General features: G+C 53.8%; 13 protein-coding genes and 1 CRISPR repeat array. Of the genes, 4 read left to right on the top strand and 9 right to left on the bottom strand.

Features of this window, described 5'->3' with window-relative positions; genetic code table 11:
* Window positions 1-36: 36 nt before the first annotated feature.
* From OSH09_RS11860 to OSH09_RS11845, 4 genes are all read left to right on the top strand, one after another.
* The gene (locus OSH09_RS11860) at window positions 37-1,065 is read left to right on the top strand and encodes a Bug family tripartite tricarboxylate transporter substrate binding protein (protein WP_266121081.1); all 1,029 of its coding nucleotides are present in this window, start codon (window positions 37-39) and stop codon (window positions 1,063-1,065) included.
* The gene (locus OSH09_RS11855; protein ID WP_266121080.1) at window positions 1,062-2,669 is read left to right on the top strand and encodes a gamma-glutamyltransferase family protein; all 1,608 of its coding nucleotides are present in this window, start codon (window positions 1,062-1,064) and stop codon (window positions 2,667-2,669) included. The genes OSH09_RS11860 and OSH09_RS11855 overlap by 4 nt, the downstream gene beginning before the upstream one ends.
* A gap of 254 nt (window positions 2,670-2,923) precedes the next feature.
* Window positions 2,924-4,768 carry an ABC transporter ATP-binding protein gene (locus tag OSH09_RS11850; protein ID WP_266121079.1) on the top strand — a complete coding sequence of 615 codons (1,845 nt, stop codon included), beginning with the start codon at window positions 2,924-2,926 and terminating at the stop codon, window positions 4,766-4,768.
* A 132-nt stretch (window positions 4,769-4,900) separates the two neighbouring features.
* Window positions 4,901-5,665 carry a glucosamine-6-phosphate deaminase gene (locus OSH09_RS11845; RefSeq protein ID WP_266121078.1) on the top strand — a complete coding sequence of 255 codons (765 nt, stop codon included), beginning with the start codon at window positions 4,901-4,903 and terminating at the stop codon, window positions 5,663-5,665.
* On the opposite strand, the gene OSH09_RS11840 is transcribed toward OSH09_RS11845, so the two are convergent.
* The 9 genes from OSH09_RS11840 to cas1f all read right to left on the bottom strand — a co-directional run bounded on the left by OSH09_RS11840 (window position 5,618) and on the right by cas1f (window position 22,892).
* Window positions 5,618-7,048, bottom strand: coding sequence for an efflux transporter outer membrane subunit (locus tag OSH09_RS11840; RefSeq protein WP_266121077.1), 1,431 nt, complete (start codon window positions 7,046-7,048; stop codon window positions 5,618-5,620). The genes OSH09_RS11845 and OSH09_RS11840 overlap by 48 nt on opposite strands.
* 2 nt (window positions 7,049-7,050) lie before the next feature.
* Window positions 7,051-9,009 carry an ABC transporter permease gene (locus OSH09_RS11835; RefSeq protein WP_266121076.1) on the bottom strand — a complete coding sequence of 653 codons (1,959 nt, stop codon included), beginning with the start codon at window positions 9,007-9,009 and terminating at the stop codon, window positions 7,051-7,053.
* Window positions 9,003-10,181: an efflux RND transporter periplasmic adaptor subunit gene (locus OSH09_RS11830; RefSeq protein WP_266121075.1), complete on the bottom strand. Its 1,179-nt coding sequence runs from the start codon at window positions 10,179-10,181 to the stop codon at window positions 9,003-9,005. The genes OSH09_RS11835 and OSH09_RS11830 overlap by 7 nt, the downstream gene beginning before the upstream one ends.
* Before the next feature lie 374 nt (window positions 10,182-10,555).
* A CRISPR array of direct repeats spans window positions 10,556-13,764; the repeat unit is 28 nt; unit sequence TTTCTAAGCTGCCTATGCGGCAGCAAAC.
* A 128-nt stretch (window positions 13,765-13,892) separates the two neighbouring features.
* Window positions 13,893-14,459, bottom strand: a complete 567-nt coding sequence (gene cas6f, locus OSH09_RS11825) for a type I-F CRISPR-associated endoribonuclease Cas6/Csy4 (RefSeq protein ID WP_266121074.1) — start codon at window positions 14,457-14,459, stop codon at window positions 13,893-13,895.
* A 4-nt stretch (window positions 14,460-14,463) separates the two neighbouring features.
* Window positions 14,464-15,483, bottom strand: coding sequence for a type I-F CRISPR-associated protein Csy3 (gene csy3 / locus OSH09_RS11820; RefSeq protein ID WP_266121073.1), 1,020 nt, complete (start codon window positions 15,481-15,483; stop codon window positions 14,464-14,466).
* A gap of 153 nt (window positions 15,484-15,636) precedes the next feature.
* Window positions 15,637-16,659: a type I-F CRISPR-associated protein Csy2 gene (csy2, locus tag OSH09_RS11815; RefSeq protein ID WP_266121072.1), complete on the bottom strand. Its 1,023-nt coding sequence runs from the start codon at window positions 16,657-16,659 to the stop codon at window positions 15,637-15,639.
* Window positions 16,656-18,011, bottom strand: coding sequence for a type I-F CRISPR-associated protein Csy1 (gene csy1, locus OSH09_RS11810; protein WP_266121071.1), 1,356 nt, complete (start codon window positions 18,009-18,011; stop codon window positions 16,656-16,658). The genes csy2 and csy1 overlap by 4 nt, the downstream gene beginning before the upstream one ends.
* Window positions 18,012-18,490: 479 nt before the next feature.
* Window positions 18,491-21,901, bottom strand: coding sequence for a type I-F CRISPR-associated helicase Cas3f (gene cas3f, locus OSH09_RS11805; RefSeq protein ID WP_266121070.1), 3,411 nt, complete (start codon window positions 21,899-21,901; stop codon window positions 18,491-18,493).
* Window positions 21,902-21,911: 10 nt separating this feature from the next.
* The gene (gene cas1f, locus OSH09_RS11800; protein ID WP_266121069.1) at window positions 21,912-22,892 is read right to left on the bottom strand and encodes a type I-F CRISPR-associated endonuclease Cas1f; all 981 of its coding nucleotides are present in this window, start codon (window positions 22,890-22,892) and stop codon (window positions 21,912-21,914) included.
* Window positions 22,893-22,968 lie beyond the last annotated feature (76 nt).

Below are 22,968 nucleotides of genomic sequence, written 5' to 3'. Positions count from 1 at the left end.
CGCCTTTCCTATCATCTCTTGATTGAGGAGATAGCCATGAGCCAAACCAGCATAGCCCTGAACACAGAGCAGCCCCCTTCGACACGCCAGCCCTGGCGTCGTCTTGCCCAAACCTTGTTAGGTGCCGTGCTGGCTGTCAGCAGCGTGGCTGCCCATGCCAGCGATTGGCCGGATCGTCCCATTCGCCTGATTGTGCCGTTCCCCACCGGCGGTGCCACCGACGTCATCAGCCGACTGATCGCCGAAAGCGCCGCCAAAGCGATGAACGCCAACATCATTGTGGACAACCGCACGGGCGCAGGCGGCACAATTGGTTCAGGTGAAGTGGCTCGCAGCAAGCCCGATGGCTACACCCTTCTGTTCACTACCAGCAGCACCCACGCCATTGCCCCGCATCTGTACAAGTCCCTGCCCTACGATGCAGAAAAAGACTTCACCCCCATCGCCCATCTGGGTGATGCCGCCAGCGTCTTGCTGGTGAACCCGAAAGTCCCCGCACAAACGCTACCCGAACTGATTGAATACGCTCGCGCCCACCCCGATGAATTGAACTACGCCAGCAGTGGCAATGGCACCATCGTGCACCTGGGCACCGAGGCCTTTTTGAATCAGGCCAATATCGTCATGTCCCATGTGCCTTACCGTGGAACCGGTCAGGCCATTAACGATATGCTGGGCGGCTCCATCCATGTTTTACTGGACGCCATCCCCACCGGGATGCCGTATGTAAACAGTGGCCAGTTGCGCGCCCTGGCGGTAACCGGCCAACAGCGCTCGCCGCTGGCTCCCGACTTGCCTACCTTTCAAGAGTCCGGCCTGCCGGGCTATGAATCAGTGACCTGGTTTGGTCTGTACGCACCCGCAGGCCTGCCCGACGAAATCCGTGACAAAGCTTATGAGGCTTTTACACATGCCATTCAGGACCCCAAAGTACGCTCGCGCCTGCAAACATTGGGCGTGGACCAACCCCGCAGCACCAGCCGAGAAGAGTTTGTCTCTCTGGTTCGCGAGGACAGCGCACGTTGGCAAGGCCTGATCCAACTGACTGGAATACAGATTCAATGAACAAGACTGACACCTGTATGGACTGGAACAACCCCTACCCGTCCGCCCGCTCTGCGGTACTTGGCCAGAACATGGTCAGCACCTCTCACCCTCTGGCCGCACAAGCGGGCCTGCGTATCTTGCAAGCCGGTGGCAATGCGGTCGATGCCGCTCTGGCGGCCGCCATCGCCCTGACGGTGGTCGAGCCCACGGGTTGCGGCATAGGCAGCGATGCCTTTGCCATCGTCTGGGACGGTAAAGAATTACATGGCTTGAACGCCTCCGGGCGCTCGCCCCGTGGCTGGTCACCGGACCGCTTCAAAGGTCACGCTGCCATCCCCGACAAGGGTTGGGAAAGTGTCTCCGTTCCCGGTGCCGTCTCCGCCTGGGCCGAGCTGTCCAGCAAGCTGGGCCGCCTGAGTCTGGAGCAAGTCGCCGCCCCCGCGATTCATTACGCCCGAGAAGGCTTCCCGGTCTCGCCCGTGATCGCGCGTTTGTGGGAACTGGGTCGCCAGCGCCTGGGCGATCAACCCGGTTTTGCCGAAGCCTTTTTGCGTGATGGCAAAGCCCCCGTAGCCGGTCAGTGGTATCAGAATCAGGATCAGGCCAATACGCTGGAACGTATCGCCGCCACACAAGGTCAGGACTTCTATACGGGCGAACTGGCCAAGCGCATTGCCGACTTTTCTCGCCTGCATGGCGGTGCCATGGACGAGCAGGATCTGGCCGAACACCGCGCGAACTGGTGCGGCACCATCAGCCATCCCTTTGCGCAATCTGTCATCCATGAAATCCCCCCCAATGGTCAGGGTCTGGCCGCCTTGATGGCCTTGGGCATCATGGAACAGGCCGGTATCGGCCAGCAGCCGCTGGATCATATCGACACGGTGCACTTGAGCATTGAAGCGATGAAACTGGCTTTTGCCGATCTGTACGAGCACCACGCAGATCTGGAGCACATGATTCATCAGCCCGAGCATTTGCTGGACCCGGCCTATCTGCGCGAACGCGCTGCCCTGATTCAAATGGACAAGGCGGGCGATCCCAAACATGGCCTGCCTGGCGCCTCCGGCACGGTCTATGTCACCGCCGCCGACTCCAGCGGCATGATGGTTTCCCTGATCCAATCCAACTACATGGGCTTTGGTTCCGGCGTGGTCGTGCCCGGCACCGGCATCAGCATGCAGAACCGTGGTCATGGCTTTACCCTGCGCCCCGGTCATGTGAATGAAGTGGCCGGTGGCAAGCGCCCCTCGCACACCATCATTCCCGCCTTTGCCATGAATGCCGATGGCACGCCTCAAATGTCGTTTGGTGTGATGGGTGGCCCCTTCCAGTCGCAAGGCCATATGCAAATGGCGCTGCGTGTTCTGCTGTACGGCCAGAACCCGCAAGCCGCCGCCGATGCCCCACGCTGGCGCGTGACAGGTGGCCGTGGCGTCGCGGTAGAACCTACTTTCGATCCCGCTCTGGTTCAAGCTTTGCGCGATCGCGGTCATGAAGTCGTCGTTGAACCCGGCAGCGGTGTGTTCGCCTTTGGTGGTGCACAACTGATTCTGCGCCAGGGCAATCATTACGTGGGCGGCTCCGACCCGCGTAAAGACGGTCAGGTGGTGGCTTACTAAGTCTGCTTACCTTCAAGAAGTCACTGCCGTTCTCTGTTTGGGGTCTGGATGTTCTTTTCCAGACCCCAAAAACGTACACCGTGGTCAATATCTGACACTTTCAAGACACAAAGACTGTGTTTTTATCAGGTTTTCTTCAGCGGATCTGGGCGTCTGCGTTACCATCAAAAATTGCTGTTTCCATACCCCAGAAGCAGTTTTCTATCTGTCTAAACGGCCTCTCATCCTTAAGGCCGTCCGCTGGAGCCCATTCGGTGCTGTCATTCTTTGAACGTCGATTAAATCCCTATCCCGAACAACAAGTAGAAACCCCTCCCAAAGGCTTTTTCGCCTTCATCTGGTCCTGCACGAAAAATTCGCGCGGCTGGATTGGCCTGATGACACTGACCTCTATTGGCCTGTCGGCCTACGAGGCCATGCTGTTCGCCCTGCTCAGCTTTATCGTGGACTGGCTGCCCTCGATTGAACCGGCCCAATTCTGGAGTCAGCAAGGCGGCACACTGTTGACCATTGCCGGGGTTCTGCTGGGCAGCGTGGTGCTGATTGGCCTGCATACGCTGGTCATGCACCAGGTGCTGGCCATCAACTTCCCCATGCGCTTGCGCTGGCTGTTTCACAAGTTGATGCTGAACCAGAGCATGTCCTTTTACGCGGACGAGTTCGCCGGTCGCATCACGACCAAGATCATGCAAACCGCTCTGGCGGTGCGTGAAACCCTGTTCATGGCCGTAGAAGTGGTCGTGGGCATGAGCGCTTACCTGATCGGTATCCTGATTCTGGCGGGCAGCTTTGACCTCCTGCTGATCCTGCCCTTCCTGTTCTGGTTGGTGGGCTACGCACTGGCCTGCGTGTACTTTGTGCCCCGTCTGGGTAAAGTCGGTGCAGCCCAGGCTGATGCCCGTGCACTGATGACAGGCCGCATTACCGACGCCTACACCAATATCAATACCGTCAAGCTGTTTGCCCACACGCGTCGTGAAGCAGATCACGCCAAGAATGCAATGCGCCGTTTCCAGGAAACGGGCCACGCCCAGATGCGTTTGATCAGCATGTTTGAAGTGGCCAACCATGTGCTGGCCACGCTCTTGCTGATCAGCTCGGCCGGTCTGGCCTTGTACCTGTGGTCGATTGATCAGTCCACCGCCGGTGTCGTGGCAGCCGTCATTGCCATGGCGCTGCGTCTGTCCGGCCATTCCCATTGGCTGATGTGGGAGCTGACTAATCTGTTCGAGAACGTGGGCACGATTCAGGATGGCATCAACACCTTGACGCAAGAACCTACCGTGGTGGATGCGCCCGATGCCAAGCCCCTGCAGATCGAGCAAGGCCGTATCGAATTCCAGGACGTCAGCTTTGCCTACCGCGACAAAAGCCGTCAGGTTATCGACAAGCTCAATCTGGTGATCAAACCGGGCGAGCGTGTTGGCCTGATCGGACGTTCGGGCGCGGGCAAATCCACGCTGGTCAACTTGCTGCTGCGTTTCCATGATGTGGATAGCGGCACCATCCGCATTGATGGCCAGGACATTGCCCACGTCACCCAAGACAGCTTGCGTGCCGCGATTGGCATGGTGACGCAGGATACCTCCCTGCTGCACCGTTCCATGCGCGACAACATCCTGTATGGTCGCCCCGACGCCAGTGACGAACTGCTGCATATGGCCGTAGATCGTGCTGCCGCTGCTGACTTCATCCCGCAACTGCACGACCGTCAGGGTCGTGAAGGTCTGGATGCCCATGTGGGCGAACGTGGCGTGAAGCTCTCTGGCGGTCAGCGTCAGCGTGTGGCGATTGCCCGCGTGATGCTGAAAGACGCCCCCATCCTGTTACTGGATGAGGCGACCAGCGCACTGGATTCCGAAGTGGAAGCCGCTATTCAGGAAAGTCTGAACACCCTGATGCACGGCAAGACAGTGATCGCCATTGCTCACCGTCTGTCTACCATTGCCGCACTGGACCGCTTGATTGTGCTGGATCAGGGCCGCATCATCGAACAGGGCAGCCACCAGGAACTGCTGGAGCAAGGTGGTCTGTACGCTCGTTTATGGGCACGTCAAAGTGGTGGTTTCCTGGGAGAGACCGGCAAACAAGATGTCTAAAAGGTGTCACTTGCTTGCAAAAAAAAACTGACGTTACGTCTTTGTCCCATTAGAATTTCGGAAGATCAAACTTCGCCGTGCTTGCGGCGAAGTTTTTTTTCAACTTAATCAGCCCATACGAAGAACAAGATTATGTTTTTAGTCTTCCCCGATTCCGCCGCCATTGCAGCCCACCTGAGCGCCCGCCTCCAGGACATTATTCGTCAAAATCCTGAAGCAACGCTGGGTCTGGCAACGGGAGGGACCATGGAACCCGTGTACGCCCGTTTCGTACAGGACGTGCGCGCCAATGGGCTGGATGTCTCCAAGATCAACAGCTTCAATCTGGATGAGTATGTAGGCTTGTCGGCAACGCACGAGCAAAGCTACGCCTGCTACATGCGCCAGCACCTGTTCGGCCTTTTACCCTTTGATACCGCGCGTCTGCACTTGCCTAATGGCCTGACCACAGAGCTGGAGCAACACTGCCAGGATTATTCGGCCGGGATTGCTGCCTGTGGTGGCGTTGCGCTGCAACTGCTGGGCGTAGGCACCAATGGCCACATCGGTTTTAACGAACCCGGTACACCCTTTGACAGCCGCACTCACGTGGTCGCCCTGTCCGAGCGCACTCGCATCGACAACAGCCGCTTTTTTGACTCCATGGATGAAGTGCCTGCATCGGCCATCACCATGGGGATTGCCGATATTCTGAGCGCCCGTGAAATTGCCCTGGTGGTGACGGGCGAGCACAAGGCTCGCACCATGCTGAACTATCAGGAAGGCGGTATCACGCCTGAACTGCCTTTCACAGCACTGAAACAGCACGCCAACACCCACATCCTGCTGGATGAGGCGGCTGCCAGCCTGCTAGACCCCAGCCTCTGCCACCGTCCCCTGATCAGCCAGGCCGCCTGAACCGGCTTGCCAGCCTCCGCCCAGCGCTCGGAAGAGCGCCGCGCGGGACTGCAAACGCGACTGCATCAAGCTGACGCGTACATCCTGAGCGGCGTACAAAGTACGCTGCGCATCCAGTAAAGACAGCAAAGTTTCCGAGCCGGAGCGATAACGTGCTTCGGCCAGTTGAAACGCCAGCCTGGCTTGCTCCCATTCCAGCTCCATCGTCTGCGCCTGGGCATCCAGACTATGCAACTGCGCCAGCACGCCTTCGACATCCATATAGGCCCGCACAATGGTCTGGCGATACTGAGCCAGCCACTCCTGCAAACGGGCGTCACTTAAATCCTTGCCCGCCTCCAGACGGCCTGCATTGAAGATAGGAGCCACCAGCCCGCTGATCAGGCTGTAGACGGGATGGCGCAAACTTTCTTCCCAATGATTACCCGATGCCCCTGCCCGCGCACCCAGAGTCAGACTGGGATACATGGCAGCACGAGCCACATGCACATCCGCATGGGCAGCGGACAACTGGGACTCAATACGCGCAATATCAGGACGCTGCGACAAGAGCTGCGACGGCAATCCCGCATCCAGCACCGGCACCTGCAAAGTGGCAATATCCTCTTGCGGTTCGGGCAGAATCTCGGTGCGACCCAGCAAGCTTGTAAGCTCCACCCGCGTGCGTATGGCCTGCTCTTCCAGCACCAATAATTTACGTTGCTGAGACGCCAGCAACTGACGCTGTTGAGCCAGCTCCAGCGGTGAGGCGGCCCCTGCTTGCAAACGTGCTTCCAGCAAACTCAACAAGCGTTGTGCAACGGCCAGGTTTTGACGGGCAATCGCCACGCGCTGCTTGTCACCCATGGTTTGCAGACTTAAATGCACCACCTGAGCCTGAACGCTGACACGCAGTACATCCAGCTCGTACTCCGCAGCCTGTGCCTGGAACAAGGCGCTATTGGCCTGAGCACTATTGCGTCCCCACAAGTCCAGCTCGTAGCTCATGAACACACCGGCCACATACTGCGAACGGCTGTCACCATGGCTGGAAGAAAACGGCGCATCTCTTTGGGCGGACAGATTTCCCTGCAACTCAGGCAACAAGCTGGCACCAGCAATCCGCGCCTGGGCTTGGGCCTGCAAGATACGGGCCTGCGCCTGACGCAGCACCGCCACGTCATCCAGCGCTTCCTGCATCAGGGTATTAAGGGCCGGACTGTTATAGGCGCGCCACCACTGCGCCTCTACTTTGGCCGTGACCGGACTGGCGGCTGTCTTGCCCTGCTGCTGATACGCCAGCGGCAAGCTGGGTGTGCTCTTTTCCAGATCAGAGGACAGCGATGTACACGCCTGCAACAAGAGGCCGCTGAAGGCTCCCAGAATCCATCGGTAATGAGCCATGCTTACTCCCCCGCCAAGGCCTGAACGGGGTCCAGAGCGGCCGCCGTCCGTGCTGGCATATAGCCAAAAATCATGCCCGTCGCAACGGCGCAGCCGAAGGCGCCCAAGGCAGCCCGCAAGGAAAACACCACATCCACCCCACCAAAAATCAAACCCAGGCCCACCAGAGCACCCACCAATACACCCAGGCAACCACCCGTAATCGTCAACAAGACAGCTTCCGTCAGGAACTGCCGCATGATGTCGCTTTGCCGCGCACCGGTTGCCATGCGTATGCCGATTTCTCGCGTACGTTCACGCACCGTCATCAGCATCACATTCATCACACCAATACCGCCCACCACCAGCGAGACAGCAGCAATCAGGCCCAGCATCATGCTCATGGCCTGACGGGTAGACGCTTCAGCCTGCAAGCGAGCCGCTGCATTACCAATAGAAAAGTCTTCCCGGCCACCGTGACGCTGCGTCAGTAACTGGCGCATGTCTTGTTCTGCCTCCAGAACAGTGGAGCTGTCCTGCGCATCAATGACGACGTAATCCGGTTGTGTCTGGGCCTGATACACACGAGCACGCGCCGCGTGATAGGGCACAAACACCATATCGTCATAGTCCTGTGCGCCCGAGTCGGCACCCCGTTCCTGCATCACCCCGATCACTTCAAAGGGAGAATTGCCGATCAGCAACTGCTGACCCAAGGGCACCTCCATATCCGGGAAGAAATGCTTGGCAGCGCGATAGCCCAAGACAACCAAAGGAGCCAGATCCCGGTCCTCGGCATCGGTGTAATAACGGCCTTGTGCCAGTTGCCAGCGGTGAATGTCCGGCATGGTTTCATTGGCGGCAAACACATAGACTTGCCGGTCCACACTGCCACGCCGCACGGTAATCGGATCCCCAATCACGGGCATGACGCGCCGTATCAGTGGCAGCTCGCCAATCGCCTCCAGATCCTCTTCCGTCAATTGCCCCTTGGCCACCCCGTTGGGCGGTGATGAGCTGCTCAAATAAATAATCGTGGTACCCATCGTGCCCATCTGATCCATGACCCGTTGGCGGGCACCTTCGCCCACCGCCAGCATCACGATGACCGAGGCCACCCCGATAATCACGCCTAACAAGGTCAAGGCCGTGCGATGACGGTTGATGAACATGCTGCGCAAGGCGCTGCGGGCGGCATCCTTGATTTCTGAAAACCAGGGCGAGCGTCGATGCTCGGGCTGCGGCAAGGGCTGCTTGGGTTGACTCTCCTGGTCCCCTTCAGGACGACTATCCGAGAGGATGCAACCGTCACGGATTTCAATGATCCGGTCTGCCATCGCAGCGACGTCATGGTCGTGCGTAATCAGAATAATGGTGTGCCCGGAGTCTGACAGCTTGCGCAGCAGGGCCATCACCTCTGCACCACTACGCGAATCCAGTGCCCCTGTCGGCTCGTCGGCCAGAATGACACGGCCACCATTCATCAGAGCGCGAGCAATGGACACCCGCTGCTGCTGGCCACCGGACAACTGATTCGGCCGATTATCCAGCTTGTCCGCCAGTCCCAGACTGCTGAGTAATTCTGCAGCCCGTGCTGCACGTGCGTCCTCATCCATACCCGCATAAATGGCGGGCATCTGGACATTTTCACTGGCGCTTTCTGTGGGAATCAGGTGATAGCCCTGAAACACAAAACCGAAGGTTTCCCGACGTAGCTGGGCCAGCTCGTCCGGGCTTAAATCCGCAACATTCCGGCCCTGAAACAGATAACTGCCACTGCTGGGTTTATCCAGACAACCCAGCAGATTCATCAGCGTCGATTTACCCGAGCCCGAGGCCCCCACAATCGCTACAAACTCACCCGGCTCAATACACAGGCTGACATCGAACAGAACTTGCACAGCAGGCTTGGTGCTGGGCGGACCGCCATAGATACGGTTAATGTCGCGCAGCTCAATCAAAGGAGGCGCAGACCCTACCATTGCAACCACCGCCAGCCACGCTCAGGTGTGATCACTGCCAGAACAACCTGCTCTCCTTTAGCCAGCCCCTCCACGACTTGCACCTGATGGCGATTGCGCACCCCCAGGTCAACCGGCTTTTCCTGCAGCTTGCCACGCTCCAGCACTGGCACCGTAAAAGCGTCAGGACCGCGAGCAGGATCGGGGCGCAACGCCACCAAAGGCACCAGCAAGGCCTGATCGGCACGATCAATTTCAAACAACACCTGAGCCGTCATCTGCGGCATCAACTCGCCATCTTCATTGTCCACATCAAACAGCACCGTATACATGATGGCCTGCGTGGCCGTCGGTGCCGCTGCCGTGCTTTCATCCTGAGTGCTGCCTTCGGGCGCAGGCATGATTTGACGAGCCTTGGCCTGCCATTGACGCGCCTGAGTTTCGCCCTGCTCACCCAAGGTTGTGAAGGTAACCGTCATACCGGGCTTGATACGACGAATATCGGCTTCGGACACGCTGGTCCACACCGTCATGGTGCTCAAGTCTGCAATGCGCAGAATATTGGGGGTTTGGTACGTGGCATTCAGCGTCTGGCCTTCACGGGCCTGTACGCCAATGACCGTGCCACTCATGGGTGCATAAATGCGCGTGTAGCCCAAGCGCGCCTCATCAGCTTTCAGCGTGGCCTGGGTCTGCTCCATCTGCGCTTGCACATGCGCTACCCGAGCCTGCGACGTTGCCAGATTGGCTTGAGCAATCTGAATATCTTCCTGACGGCTGGCTTGCTGGCGCTCCAATTGACGCTGACGAGTCAACTGCTGACGCGCCAGTAAAAGCTGCGCCTGCTGCTCGGCCAACTGGGCACGGAACGCGGCCAAAGAAGCTCGGCCTGCATCCACTGTGGCTTGTTGCACACTGGGATCAATTTCCACCAGCAACTGGCCCTGCTCAACCTGATCGCCCGGCGCAACTGGCAAAGCCGTAATCTGTCCCGACACTTGCGCGCCCACATCCACATAGCGGCTGGGTTTCAAAGTGCCTACTGCTGCAACGGTGGTGCGTATATCGCTTTGCTCCACCGATACCGTCTCAAACTGCTCGGACGAACGCCCGGCCTGCGCGGCCAGCGCCCCCAGTACCAGCACCGCCACAATGGCCAACGCCCAGCGGCGCTTTACTGCTTTGGACTTCATAAATAATCCCGTTAAAACCGTAGATCTACACCCGCCGGATCATGCATGACAGGTGATCAAAAAAGTAATAGTGGTCAAGAAGGCAACGGCTTGCTCACACCGAAACTGGCGTCGTGCTGCTTAACAGACAGCGAGGCCCATCACCCAAACGGTGCAGTCAAGCGGACAGGGCAAGAGGTCCTTTTTCAGGCCTTCCTTATAAAGACGTTTGAGAGCCCACTTTCCGGACATTTATTTTGTAAAAGTTATAGCGATGGGCTGGAAAAAGGACGACAAGGTCGAACCAGATGCCTTAAATGAGAATGAATTCTATTATTGATTATAAACAAAAAGGCAAATATTACCCGCAGTAGACACTTAATGATGTGAAAACATTGTTAGGCTGCCTATGCGGCAGCAAACGACAATATTCAAAGCGAACTTGACGAACTGAATTTCTAAGCTGCCTATGCGGCAGCAAACATGTGGGCTGGGGTGCTTTCCATCGCACTGCTTTTCTAAGCTGCCTATGCGGCAGCAAACCATGCGGCCTCCGACAACGCAGCGCGGGCCATTTTCTAAGCTGCCTATGCGGCAGCAAACGGCCGGCCCTTGGTAGTGCTCTCCAATAACGATTTTCTAAGCTGCCTATGCGGCAGCAAACACGGAGTGAATGGCATGAGCAAGGAACATTTATTTCTAAGCTGCCTATGCGGCAGCAAACTAACCCGATCACGCTCATAGGGAGGCCCGCATTTTCTAAGCTGCCTATGCGGCAGCAAACGCGTTGCTGCAGATTCATCATCTGCTCCACCTTTTCTAAGCTGCCTATGCGGCAGCAAACATCGCGAGGTGTGATATGCAGCGGTATGAAATTTTCTAAGCTGCCTATGCGGCAGCAAACATGGACGAAAAACAATTACAGCCGATGGGAAATTTCTAAGCTGCCTATGCGGCAGCAAACATGGGGTGGTGCTGTAGTCGTGATGCTTCATATTTCTAAGCTGCCTATGCGGCAGCAAACCATACGCACCGCCGTTCATCCGAGCGCAGCGGTTTCTAAGCTGCCTATGCGGCAGCAAACTGAAAGGAAGCGCCGCGGTTCAGTTCCTTAAATTTCTAAGCTGCCTATGCGGCAGCAAACTGTGTCCGCGCCGCTATCGACGCAGCCCGTAATTTCTAAGCTGCCTATGCGGCAGCAAACGACGTTTGCGACTTGGCGTGTCGATGAAGACATTTCTAAGCTGCCTATGCGGCAGCAAACATACGCGTATCCGGTCTTTGTCGCCAGATCCATTTCTAAGCTGCCTATGCGGCAGCAAACACGGCACTGTAGAGCGCGTCTCGCCAGTTCAATTTCTAAGCTGCCTATGCGGCAGCAAACGCCGAAGAGGCCGAGCAGCGCCGCCGCGAAGATTTCTAAGCTGCCTATGCGGCAGCAAACTTTGCGTGCCAAGCTGGATGAGGAGGTGGGCTTTTCTAAGCTGCCTATGCGGCAGCAAACTGACTGGCACCGAGCGCGGTACTGGTGGGTTTTTTCTAAGCTGCCTATGCGGCAGCAAACCATATGGTCGGGATTCCCACGGGGTCCGCATATTTCTAAGCTGCCTATGCGGCAGCAAACAAATCATGGGCTGGACCGGCATTAAAACGCACTTTCTAAGCTGCCTATGCGGCAGCAAACATTATAAGGGCAAAGAAAAACCCGCCGAAGCGTTTCTAAGCTGCCTATGCGGCAGCAAACATCACGAGGGCAAAGATCGGGGTTGCTGAAGTTTTCTAAGCTGCCTATGCGGCAGCAAACTTAAACGATACAACCAGCGTGGAAACGATTAATTTCTAAGCTGCCTATGCGGCAGCAAACTGTAGATGTCGCCCACCTGGGCGTCCGGGTGTTTTCTAAGCTGCCTATGCGGCAGCAAACGACGTCACACAGCAAACGCTCGATGATGTGATTTTCTAAGCTGCCTATGCGGCAGCAAACATGTGGTTTAAAAACCTGCGCATCTTCCGCCTTTTCTAAGCTGCCTATGCGGCAGCAAACGACAATAATGGAGTGAAGCGGCAAGCCCTAGATTTCTAAGCTGCCTATGCGGCAGCAAACATCTCGCGGGCGGCCTGTCTTTGTTGTGGGCATTTCTAAGCTGCCTATGCGGCAGCAAACTTCTGGTTATGGCGACCGCCAACACACCACTTTTTCTAAGCTGCCTATGCGGCAGCAAACTTAAGCGTATCGGCAAGCCTGCCGCGATTGCTTTTCTAAGCTGCCTATGCGGCAGCAAACGCATGGGGGCTGGTGCATGAAGCTCTAAGCATTTTCTAAGCTGCCTATGCGGCAGAAAACGCCAAAAACAACTTTGAACAACCCCCCTAAGATTTCTAAGCTGCCTATGCGGCAGCAAACTTGTTCGGCTGCGGCTTTTGCGCCCAGGTCTATTTCTAAGCTGCCTATGCGGCAGCAAACGCCAATATGCAAGGATGCTAGGTGGTCGAGATTTTCTAAGCTGCCTATGCGGCAGCAAACGTTAATGACATGAATATTGGCGACAAAGTGAATTTCTAAGCTGCCTATGCGGCAGCAAACGATTCGATGGACGAGGATACTGGCGAGATCCTTTTCTAAGCTGCCTATGCGGCAGCAAACTTGGCCTTGGATTGTAGGCGTGTGCTTGATGATTTCTAAGCTGCCTATGCGGCAGCAAACGGCCAGACTCTTGGCATCTTTGGGGCCATAGATTTCTAAGCTGCCTATGCGGCAGAAAACAGGGTATTGGTATTGCTCAGACCGTCCCAGTCTTTCTAAGCTGCCTATGCGGCAGCAAACTGCCGGTCTCGCAAGTTGTTCCACTGATCAACTTTCTAAGCTGCCTATGCGGCAGCAAACGGTACAAGACGCTTGCTGCTGGTGCTGTCAATTTTCTAAGCTGCCTATGCGGCAGCAAACACTGCATCGCCGGTGATCTTTGGCTTGTTCATTTTCTAAGCTGCCTATGCGGCAGCAAACTGCATCATCCCAACGGTGATTACTCCTGACATTTTCTAAGCTGCCTATGCGGCAGCAAACAATTGTCGGTGTATGCTTGATCAGGTCATCCATTTCTAAGCTGCCTATGCGGCAGCAAACGTAGCAGTAAAGATCAAACGGCGACACGGGATTTTCTAAGCTGCCTATGCGGCAGCAAACCAGAACATTGGTCAGCAGAACCGGGCGATTGATTTCTAAGCTGCCTATGCGGCAGCAAACCAGGAGATCGGCATGTCCGCTTTCTGTGTATTTTTCTAAGCTGCCTATGCGGCAGCAAACGTCCCGGCCTTCGACAATGCCGTACCAGCGAATTTCTAAGCTGCCTATGCGGCAGCAAACCAGCGCATCGCAGTAGTTGAATCTGTGGTGGTTTTCTAAGCTGCCTATGCGGCAGCAAACCAGCCACTCTACGCCGCCCCCGTTGCCGCCCATTTCTAAGCTGCCTATGCGGCAGCAAACTATCAGCCTCATACTGCATGATCGCCCACTCTTTTCTAAGCTGCCTATGCGGCAGCAAACTACGCACCACCAAAAGAGCGAACGCGCAATATTTTCTAAGCTGCCTATGCGGCAGCAAACTAGAGTCAAAACGCCGAAAGTGCTGAATCCTCAGCGCTCTCCAGCTTTTGCACCTCCAAAACCCTTTTTTTAGACAAAACCCCAAACTATTGATTTTTAAAGATAATTATTTTCAATGAAAATTAGGGTCAAAACCATGGGACGCTCGCCTCCGAACTTAGCCCATAAGCATTAAACCTCCCAGCCGCAGGAACTCCATGCTCCGGTCCTATTTCCAGGAAAAGACAAAATGGTTGTGCAGTGCTTTGGCTACGCAACTGTATAAAAGGCAAATCTGGCTGTTGTTGAACACGATCTGGAATAGCTGCCGCAGCTTGCTCCGCTGTTTCACCATGCCGCTTCATACGCCTACGTCGCAAACGATCAACATTCGTTTTAAATTGACGACGATAAACGGTTCGGTATTTCACTCCTTCCGGCACAGGGCACACTTCCTTCAGCTTTATATGATCACGCATGCCACTTAACCACTGGGTTTGCTCCAAACGCTGCAACTCTGGCAAGCCTCCATGAATCCGCATCACCTGCCCTAACCCACGCGGCTTTAAGGAATAATCCGGGAAGCTGACTCCCAAGCCCTGAGTTCTCATTTGTACTAAAGCGCGATGCAGCTTGGCATATAAGGCGCCCATCAAATGAGCCGCACTGAACTCTGGATCAGGCAAAATGCGAATTTCGATGTAGTGCGTACTCATCGGACTAATTCCCGGCATCGCCAAAGACACCTCCACGAATCAATACGGCAATGACAAAGTGTTGATGGTCCAAAGCTGGAACTTTGTCTTTCAGCACCCAGTTATCCAGCAGTGTATAGAAGTCCAGATTCTCTTTAGGCTGACGATACGCCTTACCCTGAGTCGTCACCGAGCCATACGGCTCCACCGCAATAGGCCCCAACTCCTGCGAACCGGGATACCAATCATCGATGGTACGAATCGCATTGCCAATTTTTTGTGAATGCATCGCCGCCACATTATTGACTTGATAAAGCGTCCGGCTTTTATCGCCTTTACCTCGTTCCAAAATCAGCTCCTGAGAAGGGAAAACCTCCTGCCCTTCTCCCATACGCGCATAAGCACGAATACGCAGCAAAACGTGGCGTACCCCAGCCAAACCTTGGGCAATCACTTGCGTCAACGCCTCCAGCTCTGGGGGTTGTCCCTTTGTATCAAACTGACGCAGGCTCAACTGCAGCGCATCAAACAACCAGCTTTGACTGGCCTGGCCCTGCTCCAGTAAATCGATGACGACTTGGACCTGCTCAGCCCCAATTCGATTGCGCCACAAAAACCGGCCATTAGCCAAATTATGAGCATAACGACGTGCCAGCTCCTCAAAGCCATTGCTCTGTATATAACCCTGCACCACCTGTTGAAGCTTGGCCTGATACTCAACGTTATTACAGGCTGACGGCAATCCCGCGCCAGACAAAATACGTAAAGTAAAACTGACCTGCAAAGTATCGCTGTCTGGTGGTAAAGCAGCGACATCTACCGTTTGCAAATTAGGCTTTTCAATAGCCGCATCCAGCTTGGCTGGATCTTGATCTTTTGTTTTAAGTCGGTTGGAGATCGTACCGCGGACGGACTTCTGGCTTATAGCAAGCGTTTGCCAAGTCACCTGCTGACTCTGATCTTGCCAATTTCCTGCATAAAACAAAGCATCAGACGGGTCTATTTTGCGCTCGAATGCTAATACGGATGCGGTCTTCAAAGACATAAAAACTACTCCAGAATAATTCGTAATCAGATTGAATGGAGGCCAAAAAGAACGCGAAAAACACATTCACTTTTATGGCCTTCCAAGACACTTATCGCCTTATTTACAAACTGCCAGCCCAAGCTGGAATTCACACAAAACTGCTTGCAAGACTTACGAGGCCCAATCAAAGGCCGAGTCATCCAGAACAGACAGACTTGACTCAGGTTCCAACTGCGGAGCCTGATACGTATTGCAGCAAAGATAACTTCCCACAGACTCTTGATGTTGGGCGTACCAGAGCAAATCATCAGGGTGATTTAAATGATGAGGGCCGAGCCACTGTCCAATCGAATAAACACTTTCTACAAATCGGAAAGGCGTGGACGTGTCACGGGCATTCTGAACAGCCCCCGACTCATGCAACGGGCCTAGTGCACGATAACCAACGGGAATAGGCACAATCCAACCAGTACGATCGTGCTGCCACTTGACCGACCCATCCTCCATTTCCTGGCTACGGTAATTGAACCGTGATAGATCTAGCCAAGCATCCAGCAGGCTCGTTTCCGGTACTTCGTCTTTTAGTGTCGCCCAGTGCGACTGCAACAAGTCTTCCCGACTCACCAAGGCAAAACCGGGCAAACAACGGCGCCGCAACATCCGAAACACATCTTTCTGCTCCCACTCATCTGAGGGCCAAAGAATCATGGATGGACTTCGCTCCACGCCCTGGTGCCCCAGCACACTACCACCAGCCACACGCATGGTCGCCAAACACTCATCGACCTGTTTCGCCCAGTCCTGAAGTTGAGCTTGCTCTTGACTGGCCAAGCTCAGGGGCTGAGCGCTGTCAGCTCGCCCTCTTGCCTGAAAAATAAGGCTGAGCTCCATGTGCATACGCCCCTCTTCGACAATCGCGACTGTGTCGCCTTTCTTGTCGACTGGATTACGAGTCAGGTTAAAGGTGCTGACAAAACCCGTATCCACCTGCTCCTGATGCGAGTGGCATACAACACCCACCTTTTCCAACACGATAGGGACACCTGCTTTTTCCAGCTTACGATTCAATGCCCACATCAAACCCAGAAAAGCGCTCATGGCTGGGAAGCCATGGGTTAAGGGGCTGGAGATCGCATTGGCGTTTTGAACACGCAAGCGGGGGATCAGTAGCAAGGCCTCAATACTTGAACTCATGCCTCCTCCCCCATATCCGTTTTTGATAAGAACACTTTTCGCTGTAAGGTCTGCAATTGATCTACCCAATAAGTCTGGTCAATTAACAGCTCTTTCTTCCAGTGACGATACTCAACATCGCCTACAGGTAAATAAGCATCCAAACGCCCATTAATCCAACGAGCAAAACGCTCGCCAATTTGATCAGGCCAGTCCATCCAGTACCATTCGGCTCGAAACTCCTGATCTGCCTCCGTACTAAAAACCTCTTCCTGACGAACTCGTTCAATATCCAACCAAAGCTGCTCTTCACGAGCAAGCTGACAACGACTATCCGCAGTCCAACCAGCAGGCCAAACCATACGTAACTCAGCAGCAAACGACACCAGCTCATCAATCAAACGAGCTAGATAATCGTCAACGCGGTCCCGGGTTTCTTTAATAGACTTAGGCTGACTTTGCAAAAACCGTCGCAAACCACCTACTTGTTGGCGCACTTCCCGACGCTGTATCAATAAGGAGTCAAAAATAGACTCGACCCCCCAGGGGCTAGGAGAGGATCGGGAGGTCCAGCTAGGAGGCAAAGAGCTCAACAAATAATTAACTCCGCCCCGCTCGCTATTTAACTGAGAAATATTCTGCGGCTTAGTGCCTCCCAACTTGCGCACGGCCAAATCCGGATACCAACGCACCGCATGTTCATGCATCACTTTGTCGCGCTGTGCCTGTCGAGCTTGCTTCATCTGCTCGCCAAACCGGTCCTTTTGAAGCACAGCATGAACAGCATGCACCAACGAAGTAGGAAACAAAGGAGCAAGCAAATGATATTGGGCGTCATCCTGACAATCTTCACCCACCAACCAATACAGTTGCTTAGCCAAGGCGTGGCTGGATATGGATTGCCCATTGTCCTGACGCAAGCCTAAAAAGGCATCACGCCACTCACGAGCCTGTTCAACATCTGAGCCTAAAGCCGCCAGCACCGCTGGATCATCAGCCTGCAAGCGATCCAAAATACTGATCCCATCCAACGCCAAGCGGAGAAACTTGTAAACATCAAGCGCCGCGGCATTACCGACCACATCACTGGCAAAGTTTTCATCTAACACGTGGCTTCCAAGCTGAGCTAATGCAGATAATGCCGTCGGATCCACATACAGATTAGTGCCACGCGCATCAGGGTGAATGGGTTTTAGCGCATGCGTTACAGCCTGAATCTGCTTAACCCGCCGAGCCGCATCCGCCAACCAGGTCTCGACTTGATACTGAGCGATCAAATCAGGGCGCTTCGGGTCACCCTCGGCCATTTTTTCTAACTTGGCCTCTAAACGGGCCTGGATAAAGTCATGGATCAAGCTTTTCAGTTTTTCCACATTCTTCGTAAAACCAGTCAAAACGTACCTCTACGAAAAACTATCGTGAAAGGCAAGCGAGGTGCCTTGGAAGAACACCGCGCTTAACGTAAAATCCCTATGCAACACAAAAAGTATCGCCTAGGGAAGTAGCGTTTTTAAGGGCAGCAACGCCCTAACTTCTTCTGATCGGATGAGGGTCAATCATCTCTCCTCCTTTCTACCCTTAGGTAGGTCAAAATGGCCGGCAGCCATGTTGCATCACCTGTTACAGCAGGTGGTTTTTAAAAAAATAAACCACTATATTTTGACTTGCATAGCAATTTAAAAAACACATATGGAAGCACTGTATACTTTTTCACTCAAAACCGCAACTGCTGGAAAAGCAGCTTAGAAAACTATGTTTTGACTCGCTTAGCAAACCTTCGCTGCCGCATAGGTAGTTTTGTAAGCAAGCTCAACAATTACACCCCGATGCCTTGAAATAGGCATCGGTTTTTTTAAACCCTCCGAAAACCTAAGGCTTCATCCCAAAACCACCCACTTTCACTAGCTCCCACAGACGCCAGTCCAAACTTGTAGGCAAACGCCTCTAAGGACAACCCCATCTCCTCAGCTTGCCTGTGCATCATTTCATCCAAACCCTCCATCCGCCATCTACAAGTGCCTTTATCCTCTGGCAAAAACACGGCGTGTCTCAGGCTTTCATTGACGGATACATACAGCTTTCCACCACGCCACTCCTGGTCCTTCACTTTATGCAGTGACAGCACTCCATCCCCGTCCGGTAAAAAGACAAGCTCCACTTGTTGAATGGTTTGTTCCCTGAAGGGTTGCATTTGCTGTACAAAGCCCAACAAATGCGCTTTGGGATCAGCCCAAAAACTGGAAGCATTCAATAAAGATGCCGCAGTAGGCGCTGCGTTATTCGCATCACTAGGCAACATCCACTTCTCCAGCCGTGTGTGCTCCAGATCGATCAGGCTTTTGCGAGGCTCTCGTTGCGGCAGAACACGCGGCAATATTCGCGGGCGGGCATCCACAGGAAACTGATGCTTCTCATCCAACAAAGGCTTGAGCACATCTTCCAATACATGACTTTCCAAGAGATACGAGCCGTCCGCCTCAAACCCAGGTCGACAAAACGCGGGCTTGCCCTTGCCTGCGTCGAAGTGCAATAAATTAGCGTTGCACAGCAAAATATTGGGTTCACCAGCGTGTAGATCACGTCGATGCCGGAGAACCCGCCCCGCTAGCTGAATAATGGATCGCATGGACGACGGTTCAACCAAAGCCCAGTCATAATCGTGATCTCGACCTACTTCTGTAACCGGCGAACCCAACACAACAAATAAATGATCCTGAGCGCTGGAATGATCCAGTGCATGTCGAACAACGGGATGATCAAAAACAGCCTCTGCTTGCCGTCTATTCAAAACCTGATCCAGCATATGCTCGATCGCTGAACGCATTGCTTGTGGATACTGAGAGTGATACACACACAAGTGCAATTGGACACCACTAGGCATCCCGATTTGATGCAAAGCCACCGCCACATCGAACAAAGGGTTGATGTTCGCCATACGCACCAGACCAAAGCTAATTCGCTTGCCACTTTTGGGATCTTGGCAATGATGTGCTTTATGCAGCTTAAACATCCCGCGCCGTGCCACCTCCGCAAACTGCGTACGCCGCTCTTGTTTGGAGAGACTGGCCATATTTTTAGGCAAAGCCAATAACTCGGCCTGGCGCCTTACGGCTTGGCGATTTAGCTCTTGCACCCGCTTCTGTACAAACATCTGATGTTGATCTGCAAATTCTTGACCCTGCCAACACGGTGCATACGACTGATGAAATTCGTCTATCCACAGACACGGAATAGGCCCAGACATCACGGGATTCTGCCCCCTATTTCGCTCAAACCAATGACGTCCCGCCGCATAAGCTAAATAAAGCCCTTGAACCAAAGCCGGAGGCAGGGTCGCGGAGGACAAAAGAACGCGAGCCCCTAACAAACCAGCCCAATGCACCAAACGCGTTAATGCGGGCAGATCAGCCAAATCAAAATCATCCGGCTCATCCAGGACCAGATCTCCCGTCAATAAACGCAACATAGGCGCAATCTGTCGCCCACCACGTAAGCTCTCTGTTGCCGGAGTCAAATGATCTATGGTGCATACCAACAAAGGCGCAATTAATAATTTTTGGGCCCCAGGTTCGTGCGCCAACTGCTTTAAGGCCGGATGATCGGTATTGCTTTCATAAATGACATGGCTACTTTCATCAATCAGACTTTGCCGAGATGCAGAACCGCTACGCTCTGCCAGTTGTTCGTAATATTCAAACAAGGCTTTCTGGCTGGAGCCCCCCACTTGAATAGCCAAGGCATCCTCATCCAAACCTAAATCTGTCTGAAAGCTGCGCCCGGTCTGCAGAGTTAACGTACGCAAACCAATTGCAAATGCACAACGTAGTCCCAAAGCCGGATCAGCCAGGGCATTCATAATGCGAGCATTGGCCAAGGTTTTACCGCAACCCGTCGAAGCCATGTTGACAATAAAAGCGCCACGATCCTTGGAGTCTTGCCGTATCGCCACCGCCAAGTCTGCGGCCTTATCCTGCCAGCGAAACCGAGCATCAGCGCTACGTTGTTTCAATTTTCGATGAGCAATCAAATGGGGCAATTGCCCTTTTAAAGACGGCAAGCTATACACCAGCTTTCCTGCCTGATGCTCCACCCCCAACAAGTGCTCGTCTAGGGGCTGTAATAGTTGACCAGTCGCTCGATCTGTATTGGCGTATAGGGGAAAGCTTTTCTCACCCTGAAGTCGATGCTCCTCTTTTTTCAGACCAGAGTAATAATGATCCGCCAGCATCAAAGACAAGCGCGATAGGTGCATTACATAGGGGTCATACAGCATGTCTTGCCCATTCAAAACATGCTGCCGCAAGGCCTTCGCAAAACGAGCTGCCCGCTGCCTCCACTGCAAAGTGCGCACAGGCAAGCCGTAAGGGAAATGCCAATAAGGCTGGCAGCGCTCAACGGCTTGGGTATCCGCACTTTCAGGCCAAGGCTCATTCCAATCAGCATCCACCCTATCCAGCAAACTCTCTATTCGCAGCGCACTGCCGCTATAAGGCTTTTTCCCATGCCAATGACTACGCTCTGGATCCGGATTCAAATCGTCGGGGCAAGCAGGTAAACGGTGATGCGTTAAGACCAGCCAGGCAATAGCTTGTGCCAAAGGGGGCAAGCCGGAACCATCTTGCGTAAAAGGTCGATGTTGTTTTGCATTTTTATCTAGGCCATCTTTAAACAAAACATGGTCTGAGTCACCCAGCCATATTTGCTCAAATTCCTGAGCATCAGCCTGTTTTTGCCCAGCCTGTATCAAACGAGTCAGCCAAGCTTGATCGTCATCCTTACCCACAAATGCCTGAAACAGACGCACCGACACCCACTCATGTCGATAACGATTCTTTTCCGGTAAAGAACCAGGTCTTAAGCGATCCTGAAACGACTGGCAAGACTTACCCAAATCGTGCAGCAAGGCCGCCAATCCAGACAGCAAATTGATAAGCGACAGATTATGCCAGTTGTTCTCATCAGCTTGCCGCAACACATCCCGGGCCGTGGAATGCGTAGGCACCGCACCATACTCATTAAATTGGCTACGATTGCCCACAACCCACAATAATTCGGTGTGATCCTTGGCGCGTATCCAGTGGCACGCAACGGCTGTATTCTTTCTTGCCGTTTGCCGCAACAGTTTGCGTAAGGTTTCTAAACCAGCCTGAGTAATTGCCGTTTGCCAGGTACGCTCCCCTCTACGCTCTGCAAACTGATCCAGAATACGGCGTGTTTGTGCCAAGGCTTGTTTTGTACATTGCGACACCAGCAAAATATTCATGCCTGCCGCCCTACGAATCTACAACAGCGGCTGAAACACTCATCGCAATATCTTTCAGGCTCTCAATCATAAAGTCTAGCGATTCACTGCGTGTCAGCGCCTCAATGCACTGTCGCCGAAACTCCTGCTCCTGATCGCCACGCATCGCAGATAAAAACGCTTGCGGCAGGATAATGGCATCCTTAACCAAATCAGCCGCATCAAATACCAGGCCACCTCGACGCGTTTTGCCATGCAATACTGCCAAACCATGAGGTAAGCCCAGCACCCAACACGCAGTGGCACCTAGGCCATAAGCCAGATAATTACCATGATCCAAAAAACGATTGGCAGGGTCCAAACCCTGCCCTTTTTTGACTCGGGAAAACTCGCCATATTGCACCGCGTTTGCAGCTATACGAAACAGCGCTTTACTAAGCCGTGCCTCCTCAGTCAAAACATGTGTGACATCGGGAGCATAAAGCAACGAGGATTCACTTTTCTCCAATAAAGCATCGAGCTCGGACAAAGGCGGCTGAAAGCCTATCTCCTGCATCTCCCTACGCCCCCACTGAGAGCGCAAGAATTTCAATCGCAAGCTCTGCAATTTCAAGGCAGCCTGCAAGCGTAAATCCTCTTTGAACCAAAACCGCACCCAAGCCTGCAGGTACTCGGTCGGTCGATATTCGCTTTGAGGATTAAGCCATGCCACCTCTACATCCATGGGAGTACCTGCAAATAAAGGAGTCCCTCCTCCACCGCAAAACCCTACAAGCACTCCTGCCTTAGCCAGCTCCCGCATAGCTGCCTGAGTCAAAGAAGTGCCGGTTCCTAACAAAATGCAGGTGGTATTAGCAATGGGAATATTCCAATACAAAGCCTTTTTTCCTGCGTCGGTTACGTACTCGACCCGTCCACCATTAAGCAATACGCGGCAATGCTCCAAATAATAAATATTTGCACGTTTGGAATGCAAAATAGTTTTCAGATCAGAGGCAGCAATAGGTTCCATAAATCAGCTTGTAACATTTTCTTCTTTATTTTTCTATTGGATAAATCAGCCGCCTGATTGGTTAACTACCTTATTA

Origin of the sequence: Alcaligenes parafaecalis, assembly GCF_026344135.1 — a bacterium.
GTDB classification, from domain to species: domain Bacteria; phylum Pseudomonadota; class Gammaproteobacteria; order Burkholderiales; family Burkholderiaceae_B; genus Alcaligenes; species Alcaligenes parafaecalis.
Note: the sequence above shows the minus strand (reverse complement) of the source record. Positions and strands in the feature narration are given on the sequence as shown.